The 19,239-nt window shown below is 70.7% G+C and carries 17 protein-coding genes; 6 read left to right on the top strand and 11 right to left on the bottom strand.

Going from position 1 to position 19,239, the window contains the following annotated elements; translation table 11 throughout:
• The first annotated feature begins 36 nt into the window (after window positions 1–36).
• Both CXR44_RS00665 and CXR44_RS00660 read left to right on the top strand, forming a co-directional pair.
• Window positions 37–933: an ABC transporter ATP-binding protein gene (locus CXR44_RS00665; RefSeq protein WP_101783449.1), complete on the top strand. Its 897-nt coding sequence runs from the start codon at window positions 37–39 to the stop codon at window positions 931–933.
• Complete coding sequence (locus CXR44_RS00660) at window positions 930–2,492, top strand: ABC transporter permease (protein ID WP_101782864.1); 1,563 nt, start codon at window positions 930–932, stop codon at window positions 2,490–2,492. Before CXR44_RS00665 ends, CXR44_RS00660 begins: the two co-directional genes overlap by 4 nt.
• Before the next feature lie 162 nt (window positions 2,493–2,654).
• Here the strand turns inward: CXR44_RS00660 and CXR44_RS00655 are convergent, their stop codons facing one another.
• Complete coding sequence (locus CXR44_RS00655; protein ID WP_101782863.1) at window positions 2,655–3,113, bottom strand: winged helix-turn-helix transcriptional regulator; 459 nt, start codon at window positions 3,111–3,113, stop codon at window positions 2,655–2,657.
• A gap of 86 nt (window positions 3,114–3,199) precedes the next feature.
• On the opposite strand from CXR44_RS00655, the gene CXR44_RS00650 reads away from it, so the two are divergent.
• A complete protein-coding gene (locus tag CXR44_RS00650) occupies window positions 3,200–4,402 on the top strand; it encodes an MFS transporter (RefSeq protein ID WP_101782862.1) in 1,203 nt (400 codons plus the stop codon).
• 35 nt (window positions 4,403–4,437) lie between these two features.
• On the opposite strand, the gene CXR44_RS00645 is transcribed toward CXR44_RS00650, so the two are convergent.
• On the bottom strand, window positions 4,438–5,964 hold the full coding sequence (locus tag CXR44_RS00645) for a carboxylesterase/lipase family protein (protein WP_219601619.1): 1,527 nt from the start codon (window positions 5,962–5,964) through the stop codon (window positions 4,438–4,440).
• Window positions 5,965–6,076: 112 nt separating this feature from the next.
• Between CXR44_RS00645 and CXR44_RS00640 the strand changes: the two genes are divergently transcribed.
• The gene (locus CXR44_RS00640; protein WP_101782861.1) at window positions 6,077–6,634 is read left to right on the top strand and encodes a TetR/AcrR family transcriptional regulator; all 558 of its coding nucleotides are present in this window, start codon (window positions 6,077–6,079) and stop codon (window positions 6,632–6,634) included.
• 179 nt (window positions 6,635–6,813) lie between these two features.
• Here CXR44_RS00640 and CXR44_RS00635 read toward each other — a convergent pair whose 3' ends face one another.
• Entirely contained in the window at window positions 6,814–7,266 is a 453-nt protein-coding gene (locus tag CXR44_RS00635) for a MarR family winged helix-turn-helix transcriptional regulator (protein ID WP_101782860.1), read from the bottom strand.
• Window positions 7,267–7,358: 92 nt separating this feature from the next.
• Here CXR44_RS00635 and CXR44_RS00630 point away from each other — a divergent pair, with 92 nt between their 5' ends.
• Window positions 7,359–8,306 (top strand): quinone oxidoreductase family protein, encoded by a 948-nt coding sequence (locus CXR44_RS00630; protein ID WP_101782859.1) that lies wholly within the window; start codon window positions 7,359–7,361, stop codon window positions 8,304–8,306.
• Window positions 8,307–8,432: 126 nt separating this feature from the next.
• Here the strand turns inward: CXR44_RS00630 and CXR44_RS00625 are convergent, their stop codons facing one another.
• The 8 genes from CXR44_RS00625 to CXR44_RS00590 form a co-directional block, all read right to left on the bottom strand.
• Window positions 8,433–9,992 (bottom strand): AMP-binding protein, encoded by a 1,560-nt coding sequence (locus CXR44_RS00625; protein ID WP_180903136.1) that lies wholly within the window; start codon window positions 9,990–9,992, stop codon window positions 8,433–8,435.
• Window positions 9,989–10,876, bottom strand: coding sequence for an amidohydrolase family protein (locus CXR44_RS00620; RefSeq protein ID WP_101782857.1), 888 nt, complete (start codon window positions 10,874–10,876; stop codon window positions 9,989–9,991). The genes CXR44_RS00625 and CXR44_RS00620 overlap by 4 nt, the downstream gene beginning before the upstream one ends.
• Window positions 10,873–11,532 carry a TetR/AcrR family transcriptional regulator gene (locus tag CXR44_RS00615; protein WP_101782856.1) on the bottom strand — a complete coding sequence of 220 codons (660 nt, stop codon included), beginning with the start codon at window positions 11,530–11,532 and terminating at the stop codon, window positions 10,873–10,875. The genes CXR44_RS00620 and CXR44_RS00615 overlap by 4 nt, the downstream gene beginning before the upstream one ends.
• A gap of 89 nt (window positions 11,533–11,621) precedes the next feature.
• A complete protein-coding gene (locus CXR44_RS00610; RefSeq protein ID WP_101782855.1) occupies window positions 11,622–13,397 on the bottom strand; it encodes an ABC transporter ATP-binding protein in 1,776 nt (591 codons plus the stop codon).
• The gene (locus CXR44_RS00605) at window positions 13,394–15,211 is read right to left on the bottom strand and encodes an ABC transporter ATP-binding protein (RefSeq protein ID WP_101782854.1); all 1,818 of its coding nucleotides are present in this window, start codon (window positions 15,209–15,211) and stop codon (window positions 13,394–13,396) included. Before CXR44_RS00605 ends, CXR44_RS00610 begins: the two co-directional genes overlap by 4 nt.
• A complete protein-coding gene (locus CXR44_RS40475) occupies window positions 15,208–15,819 on the bottom strand; it encodes a hypothetical protein (protein WP_245898709.1) in 612 nt (203 codons plus the stop codon). Before CXR44_RS40475 ends, CXR44_RS00605 begins: the two co-directional genes overlap by 4 nt.
• Before the next feature lie 42 nt (window positions 15,820–15,861).
• On the bottom strand, window positions 15,862–17,139 hold the full coding sequence (locus CXR44_RS00595) for a serine hydrolase domain-containing protein (protein ID WP_245898707.1): 1,278 nt from the start codon (window positions 17,137–17,139) through the stop codon (window positions 15,862–15,864).
• Window positions 17,140–17,188: 49 nt separating this feature from the next.
• The gene (locus CXR44_RS00590; protein ID WP_101783446.1) at window positions 17,189–18,085 is read right to left on the bottom strand and encodes an alpha/beta hydrolase; all 897 of its coding nucleotides are present in this window, start codon (window positions 18,083–18,085) and stop codon (window positions 17,189–17,191) included.
• A 116-nt stretch (window positions 18,086–18,201) separates the two neighbouring features.
• On the opposite strand from CXR44_RS00590, the gene CXR44_RS00585 reads away from it, so the two are divergent.
• Entirely contained in the window at window positions 18,202–19,236 is a 1,035-nt protein-coding gene (locus CXR44_RS00585) for a helix-turn-helix domain-containing protein (RefSeq protein ID WP_101782852.1), read from the top strand.
• The last annotated feature ends 3 nt before the right edge of the window (window positions 19,237–19,239 follow it).

Raw genomic sequence — 19,239 nt, 5'->3', positions numbered from 1 at the left:
GCACAGAAAAGGAACGAGACGAGGAGCGTGGCGGCCATGGAACTGGCCATCGAAGTGGAGGGGCTGGTCAAATCCTTCGGCCGGGTCCGGGCCCTGGACGGTCTGGACCTGAGCGTCCGCACCGGGGAGGTGCACGGCTTCCTCGGCCCGAACGGGGCCGGCAAGTCGACCACCATCAGGACCCTGCTGGGCCTGCTGCGAGCCGACTCCGGCCGGACCGTACTCCTGGGCGGCGACCCCTGGCGTGAGGCGGTGGACCTGCACCGGCGGCTGGCGTACGTGCCGGGCGACGTGAGCCTGTGGCCCGGCCTGACCGGCGGCGAGGTGATCGACCTGCTCGGCCGGCTGCGCGGCGGCCTGGACCGGGCCCGGCGGGCAGAGCTGCTGGAGCGCTTCGAGCTGGACCCGCGCAAGAAGGCCAGGACCTACTCCAAGGGCAACCGGCAGAAGGTCGCGCTGGTCGCGGCGTTCGCCTCCGACGCCGAGCTGCTCATTCTGGACGAGCCCACCTCCGGCCTGGACCCGCTGATGGAGGCCGTCTTCCAACAGTGCGTGGCCGAGGAGAAGGAGCGCGGCCGGACCGTGCTGCTGTCCAGCCACATCTTGTCGGAGGTAGAGGCGCTGTGCGACCGCGTCACGATCATCCGCCGGGGCAGCACGGTCGAGACCGGCCCTCTGTCCCAGCTGCGCGGCCTGGCCCGCAGCCGGGTCACCGCCGAGCTGGCCTCGCCACCGAACGGCCTGACCCGGATGCCGGACCTGCACGGGGTGAAGGTCGACGGCAACCGGATCTCCTTCGAGGTGGACCGCACCCGGCTGGACGCGGCGCTGGCCGAGCTGATCAGGGTCGGCGTCCGCGACCTGACCTGCGCCCCGCCCTCGCTGGAGGACCTGTTCCTGCGCCACTACGAGAGCGCGAAGGCGGAGCGATGAACGGCACCTGGACCCTGACCAAGCTCGTACTCAAGCGTGAACGCCTTGTCGTCCCGCTCTGGTTGCTGCTGCTCGTCGCGCTCGCGGCAGGGCAGGTCCAGCGGTACGCCACCGGCATCCCCGACATGGCCGCGTTCGCCCGCGAGATGGCCGCGAACCGGGCGCTGACCGCGTTCGCGGGCGAGGTGCACTCCGCCACCCTGGCAGGCATGGCGGTCTGGAAGAACGCCGACGCCATCTACACCATCCTCGGACTGATCATGATTCTCACCGTCGTCCGGCACAGCCGGGGCGAGGAGGAGTCCGGCCGCGCCGAACTGGCCGGCGCCGGCGTGGTCGGCCGCCTGGCGCCATTGACGGCCGCGCTCTCCGTCACCTGCGGTTCGGCCGTGCTGGCCGGGCTGCTCACCGCCGCCGCCATGACCGCTGTCGGCGCGGACGCGGCCGGATCGCTGGCCTTCGGCGCCGCGATCACCGCCGCCGGCCTGGTCTTCGCCGGGATGGGTGCGGTGGCCGCCCAGCTCACCCAGACCGCCCGCACCGCCATCGGCGTCGCCGCACTCGGCCTCGGCGTCAGCTACGTCCTGCGCTTCCTCGCCGACGGCAGTGGCGTGACCGCGCTGAAGTGGCTTTCACCACAGGGCTGGTCGCACCTGGTACGGCCGTACGGGGACGACAACGTGGCCGTGCTGCTGCTCAGCCTCGCCTTCACCGCCGCGGCCCTCGCGCTGGCCTACCGGCTGCTCGTCCGGCGCGACCTGGGCCACGGCCTGATCCCCGAACGTTCGGGTCCGGCGGCCTCCGATCGGTTGACCAGCCCGCTGAGCCTGGCGTGGCGCCTGCAGAAGGGCCTGCTCGGCGGGTGGATCGCCGGGTACGCGATCGCCGGGCTGGTCCTCGGCGCGCTTGCCACCTCGATCGAGGAGGTCGCCCGGCAGGGCGCCGCCGTGGAGGAGTTCTTCCGCCGCTACACCGCCTCGCCGGAGGCCACCATGACCGACGCCTACCTGTGGCTGATCGTGCTCAGCCTCGGCTACGTCTCGGCGCTCTACCCGCTGCTGGCCCTGCTGCGGCTGCGCAACGAGGAGACCTCCGGCCGCGCCGAGCTACTCCTGTCCGCCCCGGTCTCCCGCGTACGCTGGGTCGCGGGCCACCTGTTGTTCGCCCTGGCGGGAAGCATCCTCGTCCTCGCCGCCGCCGGGCTGACCATGGGCCTGGCGGCCGGGGCGCCAGGCAAGGTCCTCGCCGGCGCCCTGGTGCAGGTGCCCGCCACCTGGGTCCTGGCGGGGATCGGCGTCCTGGCCTTCGGCCTGCTTCCCCGCGCCGCGGTCGCGATCTCCTGGGCGGCCTTCCTGTTCGTCAACCTCTTCGGCGAGATGCTCGGCCCGATCCTCGGCATCGACTACTGGATCGCCAAGTACGCCGTGCCCTACCCCAACCTGCCCATGGTCGTCTCCGGCGAGCCCTTCACCGCGACCGCCGTCCTCAGCATGACGGGCCTCGCCGCCGCCCTCACCGTGACCGGCCTCGCCGCCGTCAGGCGCAGGGCGCTCATCTGAGTACCGGCCGTGACTTGTTGGGGTCTCCCTTCACCCGTACGGCGAGCGATGACGTACGCCTTGAGGGAGTGGAGAACGAGGCCCGGATGACGGCCGTCGCCTGTTCCACGTTGAGAGCGGTTGACGGCCGTCCGACCCGGGCCGGCGGTGCTGACACGGGGATCAGGTGTGCCGTCGTACCGAGGTCGTATCGCTCGTCAGTGGCGATCCGTTCGCTGCCACGGGCAGGAGGTCGGGCACGCGGGCGCCGTCACCGTCGACCAGGACCGAATGCGGCTCGCCCGCGTCGAAGGCGTGGCGTTCGCCCCACTGTCGCAGCGTGACGATCACGGGGAAGAGGTCCTTGCCCGCCTCGGTGAGCGCGTACCGCCTGCGTTTGCCCGAAGGGGCGTCGACCTGGGCGAGCAGGCCGTGCTGGGTGAGCCTGCGGAGCCGGTCGGTGAGGATGTTGCGGGCGATGCCGGTGCGCTGCTGGAAGTCGGTGAACGAGCGGGCGCCGTCCATCGCGTCGCGGATGATGAGCAGGCTCCACCGGTCGCCGACCAGGTCGACCGTGCGGGCGACCGGGCAGCTCGGATCCGTCCACGCGGGGCCCTGCCGGTCGGTGTCGTCGGCTGCCATCACCCCTCCAGTGAGTTGCGTATTGAAACTATTCTGGCCTACCCTCCAATCAGTTGCAAAACGAAACCAAATTGGGGGGCGCGTCCGTGAACGGGAGGACGAGGCTGCTGTTGGCGGTGGTGTGCGGGGTCGCGGTGGCGAGCGTCTACGCCGGACAACCGGTGCTGGGCCCGATGGGGCACGACCTGGGCGTTCCGGCCGGCTCGCTCGGCTGGTTCGTGGCCGCCGGACAGCTCGGCTACCTGGCTGGGCTGGTGCTGCTGGTGCCGTTGGGCGATCTGCTCGACCGCAGGCGCCTGATCGCCGCGCACCTCGCCCTGGTGGCCGCGGGAACGGCGATCACCGCGGCCGCCCCGGTGGCGTGGGCGGCATTCTCCGGACTGGCCGCGGCGGGTGTGTTCGCGGTGGTGGTGCAGACCGCCGTCGCGTACACGGCATCGATCTCCCCGCCCGCCGAGCGCGGGCGCAACCTCGGCATCGTGACCTCCGGCGTGGTGATCGGCATCCTCGGCGTACGCGTGATCGCGGGGGTCCTCGCCGACCTGTGGGGGTGGCGGAGCGTCTACCTGGCTCTCGCGCTCCTCGCCGCCGTCCTCGCGGTGCTCACCCTCACCCTGCTGCCCGCCGACGTCCGCCCGGCCCCGGCACGGTACGGGCAGGTCCTCCGGTCCTTCGGCGGGCTGTTCGCCCAACCGGTGTTCCTCGGCCGCGGGCTGATCGCGTTCTTCCTGTTCGCCTCGTTCGGCACCCTGTGGAGCGGCATGGCCCTGCCGCTGGCAGGTGCCCCGTGGCACCTCAGCGAAGCGCAGATCGGGCTCCTCGGCGTCGCCGGGCTTGCCGGAGCCCTCGGTGCCGCCCGGTCCGGACGCTGGGGCGATGCCGGGCACACGCGCCGGGTCACCGGCCTCGCGCTCGGACTCCTGCTCGCCTCCTGGCTCGCGATCGGGCAGCTCCCGTGGTCGCTGCCGCTGCTGGTCCTCGGCGTGGTCCTGCTCGACTTCGCCGTTCAAGCCGTACATGTGAGCAACCAGCACACGGTCACCGCCGCCTTCCCCGACCGCACCAGCACCACCATCGGCGCCTACATGGTCTTCTACGCCCTCGGTTCCGCCCTGGGAGCAGCCGCGACCACGGCCCTGTTCGACGCCGCCGGCTGGATCGGCCCGACCGTCCTCGGCGCGACGCTCGCGCTCTGCGCACTCGCCACCTGGTCGTTCAGTGCCCACGCCGCTGGTCGTCCGCAGCCCGGGTGTTCCCCGGACGCCGCGGCACGGCCATCGTGTCGGTGATCGGGCGTGCGACCCGGGCTGGGGCGGCGGCGGCTTCACGCGGCGGGCAGGCTCTTCCAGAAGCGGTGGTTGTGGTCCGCGGCGAACGCGGTGCGGCGCCAGGTTCCCGAGGTCAGCGACTGCACGTACCGTCCGTCGCGGAACGAGGGCCAGCCCGTCCGGCCGTCGCCGGCGAAGCCGGTCCACACGCCGATCAGCCGGTCACCGAGCCGGGCCTGCGCGGGCGTCAGCGCATCGAACAGCTTCATGTCGAAGATGTAGGGCAGTTCGGCCATGTGCTGGGCACGGGCGGGGAAGCTCGGAGCGGGGTAGCCGGCGAACCACGGCGTGTCACGCTCGGCGAACTCGTACATCCGCGTGGGCGTCCAGCGGGCCAGCATGGCGGCGGTGTCGAACGACGGGACCGACCACGCCGAGTCGGTGCGGAGTGCGGCCAGCGCCTGGCCGGCGGAGTCGTACCTGCTCAACGGGTAGCGCCGGAGCACCTCGTCGGCGCGGTCGCCGAACTGCTTCCGGACGGCCGGCTCGTACTCCTCGTCCTTCATGGGCGTCCCGTCCGGGGCGAGCTCCAGGCCGAGGACCATGCCGTTCTCCTCGTCGTGGTTGACGCCGACCAGGACGGGCACGCGGTTGAACCGGCCGGTGCGCAGGGCCTCGGCGGGACTGAGCGGCAGGACGGGGGTCCCGGAGACGGGCCGGGGCTCGTTGAAGGGGCCGTACGCCTTCAGCAGGGACGCGCTCGGGACACGGCGCAGGCACGCCGCCACGTCCGCCTCCCCGTCGCAGCCGACCGCCTTGACCACGCGGTCGCTGTCGGCCTTCGCCTCGGCCATGGTGCGGGAGCCGCCGGTGGCGCACGGCGCGCTCTGGACGATCGCCCGGGTGAAGAGCCCGGCCGAGCGCGGGGACGCCAGGTGGCCGCAGACCGCGTAACCGCCGCCGGACTGGCCGGCGATGGTGACGCTCCGGGGGTCGCCGCCGAAGGCCGCGATGTTCTTGCGGACCCAGCGCAGGGCCGCCTGCTGGTCCTCCAGGCCGAAGCTCGCCCCGCCGCCGACGGCGTCGTTCGCGAGGAACCCCATGATGCCCAGGCGGTAGTTCATGGACACGACGACGGCACCGCCAGCTGCCAGCCGTCGCGGGCCGTACATGTCGCCCGTGCCGTACATCATGCTGCCGCCGTGGATCCAGACGATCACCGGCAGCCGGCCCGTCGCGCGGGCGGGAGCGGTGACGTTGAGGTACAGACAGTCCTCGTTGTCGCTGGGGACGCCGATCGGGTAACCCACCGGCTGGGCGCATGCCCCGCCGGGAGATGTGGCGTCGCGCACGCCGCTCCACGGGGTGACCGGCGCGGGTGAGGTCCAGCGCCGCTCGCCCACGGGCGGTGCCGCGTACGGGATGCCCTGGAAGCTGCGCACCCGCGCTCCGGCCACTCCTCTCACCATGCCGTCCGCGGTCCTGACCACCGCGGCGGCCTCCTGGACGGGCGCGGCGACCGCGGGCGCGGCCGTCACCAGCCCGCCGACGAGCCCCAACATCACGATCATCTGCTTGCGCACGGATCTCTCCTCGTTCCGACGACTCATCCCGCTGTCCGGCTGACCGTACACCCGTTTTTATGCGATCGCATAATGCGTTCGCATGAATAAATCGTCTGCTACGCTCGGGGGCATGGGGAACCGGGAAGATCTCTTCGCCGCCGCGAAGCGCTGCCTGCTGGAGAAGGGCTACGACCGCTCCAGCGTCCGCGACATCGCCTCGGCCGCCGGGGTGAACATGGCGGCCATCGGCTACCACTACGGGTCGCGGGAGAAGCTGCTCAACCAGGCCCTGTTCGCGCTGCTCGACGAGTGGGGCGACACGATGGGCCGGGCGCTCGACCCGGACGTCGGCCTCGTCGGCATGTGGGAGAACCTGCTCGGGCAGTTCGCCGACAACCACGCCCTCTGGCTGGCCTCCGTTGAGCTCTTCCTGCAGGCCCAGCGCCGCCCCGACCTCCGCGAGCAGCTCGCCCAGGGCACGCGGGAGGGCCGCCGCGGCATGGCCGCGATCCTGGAGAACACGCCTGAGGACGCGGTGCCGGAGCGGGCCGTTCGCACTGTCGGCATGGTGCAGATGGCCCTGATGTCCGGCCTGATGATCCAGTGCCTCAGCGACCCGGACAGCGCTCCCACGGCGGCCGAGGTGCTGGAGGGCCTGCGAGCCCTGGCGACCCTCGCCGAGAAGTGACGCCGGACCGCGGTCGCAGTCGGCGGAACGGCGTCAGGGCATCGCCCGTCATGTCGCGATCCTGGCAGGCGGCGCCGCGGTGTGCATGAACAAGCAGTTCGCGCCCGGCGGTCGGGGGCCGTGCCGCGGACAGCTGTTCTCCCCGGCTCGACTCGGGTCGAGGGGAGGGGGAGGGGCGCCTACTTGGCGGGTCGAGGGGTCTGTTCGATCAGGGTATCGGTGGCTCGATCGAGGAGGTCGCAGAACTGCTTGTGCTCGGCCGGGGTGAACTTGTCGACGAAAGCTTTTTCGAGCACGTTGACTTCCTGGTAGGCCTCGTCGAGGTGTCGCCGGCCGGTGTCGGTGAGGGTGGCGATCATGACCTTGGCGTGCACGGGTGACGGCCGCCGGTCGATGAGGCCTTTGGCCTGCATGCCGGTGAGGACCGTGGCCATGCTCTGCTGGGTGACACCGCAGGCGCGGGCCAGCTGGGCGCCGGACATGCCGTCATCGCGGGCGAGGGTGAGCAGCACCGTGTACTGGGTCATGGTCAACCCGTAGGTGCGCAGGACGGCTTCGTGGTGGGCCATCAGGGCCTGTTCGGCGCGGCGGATCCTCGTGCACAGGTGTTCCTCGGCGGGCACGTCGGTCATGGCTGTCACAGCTTCCTCATTTGACTCAGCATCCTGAGACTCGCTAGCGTTCGAGTATCAGGATACTGAGTCGACCAAGAAGGTTGTGAACTATGCAGGCTGTCGTACTCGGCGCCGACGACCGGTTCCGTGTGACCGAGATCGCCGAGCCCACCCCGGGGCATGGGGAGGTGGCGATCCGTGTCGCCTACGCGGGTGTTCAGTGGGGGGATGTGCTGATCCGCGACGGTCACTTCCCGACTCCTCGCCCCTTCGTACCCGGCTTCGAGGCATCCGGGGAGATCATCGCGGTCGGCGAGGGTGTCGATCCGGCACGCGTCGGTGAGCAGGTCATCGCGCTGACCGGTTCGGGCGCCTTCGCGGAAGTCGCCGTCGTCTCCTCGGTGCTGGCGATCGCGGCGCCCACCGTGGACCCGCGGACCGCCGCCGCGTTCGGCTGGGTCACCCCCACCGCCTACGACCTGATCAACACCGTCGCGGGGGTCCGGCCGGGCCAGAGTGTCCTGATCCACGCGGCAGCGGGCGGGGTCGGCACGCTCGCGGGGCAGTTCGCCAGGGCCGCCGGCGCGGGGCGGGTCGTGGGCGTCGTGGGCGATCCGGGGCAGGCCGACCACGCGCGGAAGGTCGGTTATGACCAGGCGCTCAGCCGCGAGGAGTTCCCCCAGGCGCTGGACGGGGAGCACTTCGATGTGATTCTCGACCCCATCGGCGGCCAGACCCGGCTGGCCAACCTGGGACGCCTGGCACCGCACGGCCGGATCGTGGTCTACGGCAACATCGCCACCTTCGAGCCGGTCTCGGTCTCGGCCAACGATCTGCTGATGCAGGGCGCCTCGATGCTGACCTACAACAGCAACCTGCTCAGCCGGACCCATCCCGAGCGGCTCGCCGACAGCGCACGCCGCGCGGTGGAACTGGTGGCGAACGGCAAGGTCGGCATCGAGATCACCGCCGAATACGAGCCGGCCGACGTCGAGAAGGCCATCGCCGATCTCGCCGGCGGAGCGACGCACGGCAAGAGCGTCATCCGGATCGGATGACGCCGGTCGGAGTCCGCCCCGGGCAGGGAGGCCGGCTTCGCCGGCGTCGAGCCGGCCGCCTGATCGCCCGGCTGTCGGCAGCCCGGTCGCCGCGGGGCCATCAGCTGACACCGGGCGGCATCGTGCCTACGCCCGGTCCCTTTGCAGGTCGTGCGTCTGCGGGGTGAGGCCGCGCTGCTTGAGGCGGAGTTTCTCGACTTTCTGGGTCGGCGTCTTGGGAAGGAAGGGGAGGAATTCCACGTAGCGGGGGACCATGTGCCTGGCGCCGGTACGGGCGCAGTGATCGGCGAGTTCCTCCGGGGTGACCCTCGCGCCGGGGCGTAGGACGACACACGCCATGACGTCCTCCTCGCTGAGTTCGCTGGGGACGCCGATGGCCGCGGCCTCCAGGACGGCGGGGTGGCCTTCGATGATCTGCTCCACCTCGTAGGCGGAGATGTTCTCGCCACGACGGCGGATCGCGTCCTTGACCCTGCCGATGAAGTACAGGAAACCGTCGGCGTCCTGGCGGCCCAGGTCACCGGTGCGCAGCCAGTCGCCGTGGAAGGCCGCGGCGGTGGCTTCCGGCATGGCGTGGTAGCCGGACATGATCAGGCCGGGTTCGCGTGCTCTGATGAGGATCTCGCCGATCTCGCCAGGGGGGAGGTGGCAGCCGTTCTGGTCGGCGATGGCCAGTTCGTACTCGGGGATGGGGCGGCCGCAGGATCCGGGGCGTTTGGGGGCGTCGAGCGGGTCGTAGACGCAGATCCCGCCGTCGGTCAGGCCGTAGATCTCGTAGAGGGGGAAACCGAACCGCTCTTCCCAGCCGGCCTTCCAGTCGGGCATCGGAACGCCCCAGCCCAGCCGGATCCGGTGGTCGCGGTCGCCGGCGGCAGCCGGTTGTTTCCAGAGCATCGCCAGGGTCGCGCCCATGAAGTTCATGACGGTGGCGTCGAAGCGGCGGACGTCCGCCCAGAAGCCGGAGGTGCTGTAGCGGCGGCCGATCGCCGCCGTCGCGCCGGTGGCGAGGGCGGCCACGACGGTCAGGGTCGCCGCGTCGACGTGGAAGAGGGGGAAGGGGCAATAGAGGACGTCATCGGCGGTGAAGCCCAGGTTCTGCGCGTGCAGCTGACCTTGCCTGACGACGTAGCGGTGGGAGAGCACGCAGGCCTTGGACGGCCCGGTGGTCCCCGAGGTGAACAACATCGTGGCGGGGGAGAGGTCGTCCATGGGCAAGGGGGCGGGATGGCGGGTGCTGATGAGGGATTCGGGGAATGCGGCGAGGACCGGCAGGTCCGCGCGGTTCGCGGGCGGCTGGGGCGTGCCGTGGACGACGACGGTCGTCAGCCGGGGAAGTTCCGGAGCGACCGCCAGGAGGTTCGGCAGCAGATCGGCGTCGACGACGGCGACTCGTGCCCCGGTCACCTGGAAGGCGTGCGCCAGGCCCCGGCCGATCAGGGCGGTGTTGAGCGGGACGTGGACGCCGCCCAGCCAGTTCACGGCGAACCAGGTGAACACCAGCTCCGGGCTGTTGCCCATGAGCGCGACCACCGGCTCGCCCGGTTCGATCCCGTGCCGCGCGAGGTCGGCGGCCAGCGCTCCGGCTCGCCGATGGACCTCGGCGTAGGTGTGGTCGCCTTGCTCGGTCCGCAGGAACACCTTGCCGGGAGAGCGCCGCGCCTGCGTACGGAGCAACTCGACGATCACGGGGAGTCTCCGGGGAACGCCTCGATCTTGAGGCCGAACAGCCGGGCCGCGTTGCCCGCGAACAGCGCCTGGAGCGCCGCCGTGGGCAGGCCGGACTGCCGCCACTCGGTCAGCGCGCGGTGGGGATGCATGACGGGCCAGTCGCTGCCGTACAGGACCTGCTCGCGCAGCACGTTCGGCATCATCGTGAACAGCGCGTCCCAGCCGGTGCCCGCCCTGGCCACGTACTTGGGAGCCAGGCCGCCGAACTCCAGGTACACGGTGGGGTGGCGGCGGGCGACGGCGCACAGTTCGGTGACCCACGGCCATCCGGCGTGGCAGGCGACGAGCTTGAGGTCGGGGAAGTCGCAGGCGACCTGGTCGAGGAGTTCGGGCCGTTCGTGACGCATGGGGTGCATCCGCGAATAGGTCACTCCGGTGTGCAGGGCGACGACCAGGCCGAGTTCCTCGGCCCGCGAGTACATCGGGTAGAGCGCGCGATCGTCGATGTCGAGGCCGAAGAAGGCGGGCTGCACGGAGATGCCCAGCAGGCCGGACGCGGACGCCGCGGCGACCTGCGTGGCGATCCGCGTCGGCCACAGGGGGTGCAGGTCGACCGCGCCGACACCGCTGAACCGGCCGGGGTGCGCGGCCAGCAGGGCGAGCAGCGCGTCGTTCAACGCCTGCGCGGACTCCCCGCCTTCGGACTCGGCGTGGACGACGGCATGGCCGATCCCTTCGCCGTCCATGGTCGTCAGCAGGTCGTGCAGGGTGCCCTCGTTGATCTTCCTGCCGAGGTCGAGCACCCGGTCGTACTGTTCGGCCTGCCGGGGCGGGACCTCGTAGCTGGGCCGGACCCGGAGCTCCTGCGGCAGTCGCACCCGGGCATCGATGATCGTCGTCATGCCAGGGCCTCCTCGTCGGCGTGCTGGTCGAGTGGCTCGGAGTCGAGCCGGGCCACCCGTAGACCCGTGCCGGACTCCGCCGGCGGCACCGGCGGGCAGCCGACGAGCCGGGTCGCGAGGTCGGCGAACCGGTCCTGGATCTCGGGCACCGACAGCCGTCCGCCGGGGCGGTACCAGTTCGAGACCCCGTTGCACATCTCCAGGAGCGCCATCCGGGTGGTCGGCAGATCGTCGATCTGGAACCGGCCGGTTCGCTTGCCCCGTTCCAGGACCCGCTGGAACATCGACTCGTAGTCGTCGCGCAGACCGAGGACGCGCGCGCGGTTGGCCGCCGACAGCGCACGCACCTCCCGGTCCGTCACGTACGAGGTCAGCGGATTGACCGCTTCCATGGCCACGTGCAGCCTGACCAGCCGGACGAGCTGGACCGCGGGGTCGGCGCTGTGATCGAGGGCGCGGCGGCCTCCGTCCAGCAGGCCCTCCAGGCAGGCCGCCATGATCGCGACCAGGATCTCCTCCTTGCCGCCGGCGTAGTGGTAGAGCGTCGCGGAGTTGATCCCCGCCTCCTTGCCGAGGTCGCGGATACCGGTGCCCGCGTAGCCCTGACGCGCGAACAGCCGCACCGCCGCCCGGTGGATCTCGATCAAGCTTGACATCGATTCCCAACCGATCGATTGACAGATTCTGCCTTTTTATCTCCTACTACTTGGCGAAGTCAATCGATCGGTTGGGGCGGTGGCGTCGCCTATGCGGTGCCGGTCGGCGAGCTCTGGCGGAGAAAGGTGTCGCGGCGGGTGAGGCGCCAGCCGGCCGCCCGGCTGCGTTCCCGCCAGTACCGGGCGTAGTGGCCGCCCGTGGCCAGGAGTTCGTCGTGGGTTCCGGTCTCGGCGGCGGCGCCGTCGGCCAGCACCACGATCTGGTCGGCGTCGCGGATGGTCTGCAGGCGGTGCGCGATCATCAGGACGGTGCGTTCCCTGGCCAGCGCCGCGACGGCTTGTTGCAGGGCGTGCTCGTTGTGGGCGTCCAGCGCGGCGGTGGCCTCGTCCAGCAGCACGATCGGAGTGTCCTTCAGCAGAGCGCGTGCGATCGAGATGCGTTGCCGCTCTCCGCCGGACAGGCGGCTGCCGCCCTCTCCGACCGGGGCCTCCCAGCCACCCGGGAGGCGTCCGGCGATGTCGTCGACCCTGGCCGTGCGGGCGGCGGCGTAGACCTCCTCGTCGGTGGCGTCGGGTCTGCCGACGCGCACGTTGTCGAGAATGGTGCCGTCGAAGAGGTAGACGTCCTGGAAGACCACCGAGATGACCGACGTCAGGTCCTCGGCCCGCATCTCGCGGACGTCCACACCGCCCACCCGCACAGTGCCGGCATCGGGATCGAAGAACCGCGCGATCAGCTTGATCACGGTTGTCTTGCCCGCGCCGGACGGACCCACCAGTGCGGTCATCCGGCCCTGCGGCACCCGCATCGACAGTCCTTTCAGCACCGCGTCGCCGTCGTCGCCGTCGTAGCCGAAGCGCACACCGTCGAGTTCGATGTCGGCGCCGTCCGCCCGCCGCGTCGCCTGTGGTTCCGGCAGTGTTTCGGTGACGAGCAGGGTGTTGATCTCGGTCAACGCGTTCTCGGCGACCCGGATCGCGCCTCCGAGCTCGGCGGTGAGCATGACCGGTTCGACGAACCGGGCTGCCAGCACCAGCAACCCGATGAGTTCGGCCGTCCCCAGCGAGCCGTCGAGCGCCAGGTAGGTGCCCAGAGCCAGCAGGACGATGAACGACGCCTGCGCGATGAAGCCGAGCCCGACGAGGGCGGGCATACCGGCGCGCAGCATCCCGCGACCGGCCGCATGCTGGGCGGTGAGCGCTTCATCGAGTGCGGCATGCCCGTCCACCGTGCGGCCGAAGGCTCGCAGAACCGGCTGAGCGCGGGCGAATTCCACGATCCGCCCGGCGGCGTCGGCGTGGATGCGATCCGCGTTTCGGTCGGCGGCCTGCATGCCACGGCCCACCGCCCGGTACGCCACCGCCACCGCCACCGCGGCGACGGCCATCGAGACGGCCAGCCGCCAGTCGAACAGGAACATGGCCAGCACCACGACCAGCGGTGTGACGAAGGTGTCGACCAACTGCCGCAGCAGGTGTGCGGGCACCCCCATGATGTCGACCACGCGCTGTGAGGCAAGGCGCCCGAGTCCGCCGACGCGGTCGGGGGTGAACCACGCCAGCGGCAGCTGCGCGACCTTGTCCCCGATCCGGTGGTGCAGGGAGCGGCTCAGATCCGCACCGGTCCGGTAACCGGCCAGCGTCGCCGGATAGTTCACCGCCGCATAGCCGGTCCATAGTGCCGCGAGCGCGATCACCCACGGCCAGGCCCGATCCGGCTCGCCGCCGAGCAGTTCGCGCAGGACCGGAACCAGCAGGACGAACGCCGTTCCCTGCAGGAGCGCAGCGACGGTGAACCAGCCCAGCAGCCGGCGCAGCGCACGGTCGTACTCCGAGCCGAGCGCCCTGAACAGTCGACGGATCATCGTCCCTCCTTCGCCGCGCCGAGCTCCGTGTGGGTGTCACGATCGTCGGCGTCGTCCCCGAGTCCGGCCTGCTCCTGCAGCCGCCACATCTGCGCATACCGGCCATCGGCGGCAAGCAACTCCTCGTGTGTGCCCTGCTCGACCATCCGGCCGTGTTCGAGCACCACGATCCGATCGACGCCGACCACCGAGGCCAGCCGGTGCGCGATGACGAGCACGGTCCGCCCGGCCGCCAGCTCCGACAGCGCGTCCTGGACCTTCGCCTCCGATTCGGGATCGGCATGTGCGGTCGCCTCGTCGAGCACCACGATCGGGGTGTCCGCCAGGATCGCCCGCGCGATGGACAGCCGCTGCGCCTCACCGCCGGAGAAGCGAACATCTCGGCCGACCACCGAGTCGTAGCCGCGCGGCAGTGAGCTGATGCGCTCATCGATGGCCGCCGCCCGCGCGGCGCGGCGCACGGTCTCCTCGTCCGCGCCGGGATCGGCGAGGCGGATGTTGTCGCGCACGCTGGCGTTCAGCAGCTGAACGTCCTGCAGGACGAACGACACCAGCCGGTACAGCTGGTCCGGCGCGACATCCCGAAGGTCGACACCGCCGATCGCGACGGTGCCCGCGGTCGGGTCGAAGAAGCGCGGCAACAGCTTCGCCAGGGTTGTCTTACCCGAACCCGACGTCCCGACCAGCGCTGTCACGGTGCCCGGCTCGAGCACCAGATCGATATCGCTCAGCACCGGCCGATCCGCGTCGTAGGCGAACCCCACCCCGGAGAACTCCACCCGGATGCCCTCGCCGCTCTCCGGCTGCCGCGGCTCGGCGGGCACCGCCAGTTCGGGCGCCGCGAGCAGTGCACCGACCCGCTTGGCCGCCGCACTGGCCAGCTCCATGTCGTGGCCGTGGTAGTCCAGCGCCTGCAAGGGCGCGGCCAGGCCCAGCCCGACGATCGCGAACGGCAGCAGATCGAGCGCGTCCAGGTGCCCGGCGGAGACCAACGCCGTGCCGCCCGCCAGCACCGTGAGCAGAACGGTGATCGGGCTCAGTACCAGAGCCGAGGCCGCCGTTGCCCGGTAACCTCTCGAGATCCACGCGATGAAGAACGTCGCGAAATCGTCGGCGGCCTGCGTGTACCGCCGATGGGCGCGCTTGGCCTGCCCGAACATCTTCACCACCGCGATGCCCTCGACGAACTCGATCACGCTGCTGACGATGCGCTGCTGGGCCTCGTCGTAGGCTGCCGTCCCGGCGTCAAGCCTCACCATCATCCGGATGAACAGCGCGACTCCGATCACGATCGGGATCAGCAGGATCAGCGCCATCCGCCAGTCCACCCAGAACAGGTAGACCAGAGTCGCCAGCGGTGTCACCGCGCTCGCGGTGAGGTTCAGCAGTGAATGCGCGACCAGGTGGTGCATCGCGTCCACATCGTGCTGGACCGCCTTTCCGACACCGCCCGCGCCCCGATCGGTGAACCATCCCAGGGGAACGCGGCCCAGCCGGTCGATCAGACGCCGCCGCACCGACAACTGGAAATCCAGATCCGCGTGATGTGCGAGGGCTGCCGCCACGGTGGTCAGCAGCAGCCACACCACCAGCGCACCCGCCGCGATCGCGGCCACCGTCCAGGCCCGGCCCCGGTCGACCGGGCCGACCGCCAGCAGCACCCTGGCCAGCTCGGCCACGGCGGCGAACGGCACCACGGCGACCACCGCCGCGACGGCCTGCAGGCCGATCGCGGTGCCCAGCCGCGGCCGGACGGGGCGCAGCAACTCCCCGAGACCTAAGGCAGCCGAAGGTCTCGCCTGTTCCGTCTTCATCGTGCCCTGTGACCTTCCATGGCCATCCCGCCTCCGCTCTCGGCTTCGGTTCGTTTCTCCAGGCGGCTACGGCGTGGCAGAGTGACGGCCCTCATCTCGCCGGGGATGTCCACCTGGGTGCGGTGCCATCGCCCGCGCGGGACGATGGCAGCGGTCCCGGCCCTCAGCCTGCGTCTATTGCCGATCGGGCAGGACATGATCTCCTCGCCCTCGGGGTGGACCTCCCCGTGGTCGGCGTGGACGTCGGCGCCGGTCTCGGCATGCAAGGCCGGCAGCCGCCGGCCGTCCTGGTCGAAGTCCGTCGTTCCTTTCCCGCCGTGGATCATGCCGCCGTGGCCGAGGCAGATAGCCGGCGCGAACAGATCGATCGGGGTAACAGTCATGCCGACATGACCTTCCTGCGGTGATGTGTCAACGAGTGGGGTTGCGGCCTGGGGTGGATCCCTGTGATGTGAGCTGGCGCTGAGCGTCGGGGTCGTCACGGTGATCGGTGCGGCCAGAACGGCACCGCCGGCATCCGGACGGCCGCCGCGCACCAGATGGTGGGCGGCGGCAACCCGCCAGACCATGACCAACGCGCGGGCGGCCATCGGCACGTTCACGAACATGGCCCGGCGCCAGCCGGCGGATCGTGTGCTGGTGAACGCCACTCAGTCCTGGGAGCCGGCAGCATTGTCGACAGGGACGTCCGCGTTCCCGCACAGCGCTTGCCGCGTGAAGGTCGAGAGCGCGTCATCGATGGGGTGGGGCTGCGGCTTACCCGAGGAGTCAATCTTGTTCCATCGCGTGAGGTTCATCGTGACGGACATCTGCCGCTTGCCGTCGGCGCGGATCCACGACAGCGTTTCGGCCCCCCAGACCGTCCCGTGGTTGCCCCAGAAGGTGCCGCAACCTGGGATCTTGAGCTCATGCAGGCCGAGGCCATAGGAGATCTTCTGCCCGGACTGGCTGATGGCCGCGTTGGCACGCTGCATCTGCGCCAGCGATGACGGCTTGATGATCTTGCCGTGCAGCAGCCTGCTGTAGAAGAGGTTGAGGTCCTCCATGGTCGACACCAGGGAGGCCCCTGCCCCTGTCCAGGACATGTCATAGACGCTGTAGTCGCGCGGCGGGTCGATCACGCCGAAGAACGCCTCGTACATCCGCGGGTGCGGCCCCTTGACCCGCGGCCCGGTCGGGAACATGGTGTGCCGGAGCCCGGCGCGCTTGATGACATTCCGGGTGATGTACTGCTCGGCCGTGGCACCGGTCACCTGCTCCAGGAGCTCGCCGAGGATCAGGTAATTGGTGTTGGCGTAGACCGCGGGCGAGCCTCCGGGCTTGCCGACAGCGGGCGCGTCGAGCCCCATCTTGATCAGCTCAGCCGGGGCAAATCGCCTGAACCGGTTGTCGTCCAGGCTCTTGGATGACATATCCGGCAGAGAAGGAAACTTCTGCAGTGATGGGAACGCATAGCCGATGTATTCGGCGATGCCGCTGGTGTGGTTGAGCAGCATCCGAACCGTGATCTTCTTGCCACGCTCCCCCGGCACCAGCTTCGGCAGATAGCGGCTGATCGGCGCGTCGAGCTCGATTCGCCCCTTCTCGACCTCCAGCAGGACTGCGGCGGCGATGAAGGTCTTGGCGAGGCTGCCGACCCGCTGCCGCATGCCGGGCGTGACGGGACGGCCGGTCTCGACATCGGCCACACCGGAAGCGCCGCGCCATACCCGGCCGCCATCGCGCACCTCGGCGAAGACACCCGGCATCCCCGCGCGGTGGACATCGTCCAGCGCGGACGTCAGCCCGGCAGGATCGAAGCCGGTCACCCGGCTCGTACCGCCGGCCGGCACGACCTTCGTCTGTGCGGGCGCGGCAGCAGCCGCCGGCATGCCCGCGCCGACACTCAGCAGGGCCACGCTCGCACACGCCACCAGTCGGAACTTCATGACAACCGTCCTCTCACGATCAACACTTGCGGTCTCGGGCATCGCAGCCTCACTCGGCCAGGGCACGGCGCAGGGCTGCGACCAGTTCGGCGCCCTGCCGCTGCGACACCTCGGCGGACAGGATCGCCTGGGACCCGTGGAAGGTGCCGGGCCACTGGTGCAGCTCGACCGACACGCCCGCCTGCAGCAGGCGCAGCGCGTAGGCGATGTCTTCGTCGCGGTTCGGGTCGAACTCGGCGGTGGCGATGTAGGCCGGTGGCAGTCCGGACAGATCGGCCGCCCGGGCGGGGGCGGCGTACGGCGAGGCGGGCGCGGAGCCCAGGTAATGCCGCCACGACGCGGAGATCTTGTCGCGATACATCCACGGCGTATCGGTGAAGTTCCGCGCCGACCAGGTCTCCTGCCGGTCGTCCAGCCCGGCCTCGTTGAGCAGTTGGAAGCGGATCGGCGGCCCCTGCTGGTCACGCGCCCGCAACGCCACCGCGGCCGCGAGTCCCGCGCCGGCGCTGTGACCTCCGACCGCGATCCGGGCCGGGTCGATGGCGAGCTCGGCCGCGTGCTCGGCCGTCCAGGTCAGTACGGCGTAGGCGTCGTCCAGGGCGGCCGGGAACGGATGCTCGGGGGACAGACGGTAGTCCACCGAGATCACCACCGCGCCGGAGCCGGCCGCGAGCCGCGCGGCCCACGGATGCTCGGTGTCCAGATTGCCCATGACCCATCCGCCGCCGTGCAGCCAGACGACGGCGCCCTGCGCCTGGTGCGGGCGATAGATGCGCACCGGCACGTCCGGATCGGCGGGCACCGTACGGTCCTCGATCTCCATGCCCGCGGTGTCCGGCGCCTGCCTCGCGGCGGCCAGCTCCGCGTAGCTCTTGCGCGCGGCGACTGGGTCGGTCCAGTCGTCCTTGGGGAGAAATGGGATGAATACTTCAAGTTCGGGATCCATGTCGACCATCCTCTCGACCGTCACCCCTGAGATCACCCGCCATCCGTCGCACATCTCGCCCGATTCCCGCACCGATCGGCGCCGTTTTCTGGCCAAGGAGGCCCTATCCTCCTGCCATGGAGGCACTGGCCGAACGGTTGTCGCACCTGGATTCGCACGTCGAAGGCGCGATCCGCGTCATCGCGTTCTACGACACGCTGATGCGCCGACGGGTGGAACTGCCGGCGCTCGCCCGGGCCTCGGCGGGCCTGGCCGAGTGCGTGGCCGGGATTCGGCTGCACGGTACGGGGCGGGTGATCCGCGTCTCGCCTGACGGCGGGCAGGCCTCCGACCCGCCACCACCGGCGTCTACCACGGCGCCGATCACGCTCGATGAGGAGGAGATCGGCACGGCGTGGCTGGAACGTCCCGGCCCGCCGAGTCCGCTCGACGAGGTGCTGCTGGAACGGCTCGCCATCGCCGTCGCGGCGATCGTCGAGAGGTACGGCCCGGCCCGCACCACCATGGCCGACCCCGCCCTCGTCGAACTGGTGATCAGCTCCGGCAGCGACGAGGCGGCCAGAGCCAGGGCGCTACGGCTGCTGGGCTTCGCCGCCGACTTGCCGGTCCGCGTCGTCGCCGTACGGTCGCAGCTTCCGCTCGACCGGGTCGCCGGCCTGATCTGCCCGGCGCGCCCGGTGAAGGCGGCACCGCTCGCCGATGTGGGCGTCATCCTCGCCACCACCGTGGACCCTGCCCGGTTTCCAGCGGGTGTGCGCGCGGGCATCGGCGCCGCCGAAAGCCCTGACCGATCCTGGCTACAGGCTCGCACCGCCCTGCGCTTCACCACCCCCCGCCAGCCGGTCGTCCCCTACGACGACCTGGGGGCGATAGCGCTGCTCGCACAGGTGCCCGAGGACGCCGCACGAGACAACGCCGACGTGGCCGCGATCGCCCGCATGGCCGGCAACCCGGAGGATCTGGAGACGCTGGACGCCTACTGCGCCACCGGCTCCCTACGCCGAGCCGCCGACCTTCTCCACCTGCACCACAGCAGCGTCGCTCGCCGACTCGAACAGCTCGGAAAGACCATGGGCATCGACCTCACCGAGCCCACCGGACTGACACGGGCCAGGCTCGCCCTGACCGCATGGCGACTACTCAACGACTGAGGC

Origin of the sequence: Nonomuraea indica (genome assembly GCF_002850745.1) — a bacterium.
GTDB classification, from domain to species: domain Bacteria; phylum Actinomycetota; class Actinomycetes; order Streptosporangiales; family Streptosporangiaceae; genus Nonomuraea; species Nonomuraea indica.
Note: the sequence above shows the minus strand (reverse complement) of the source record. Positions and strands in the feature narration are given on the sequence as shown.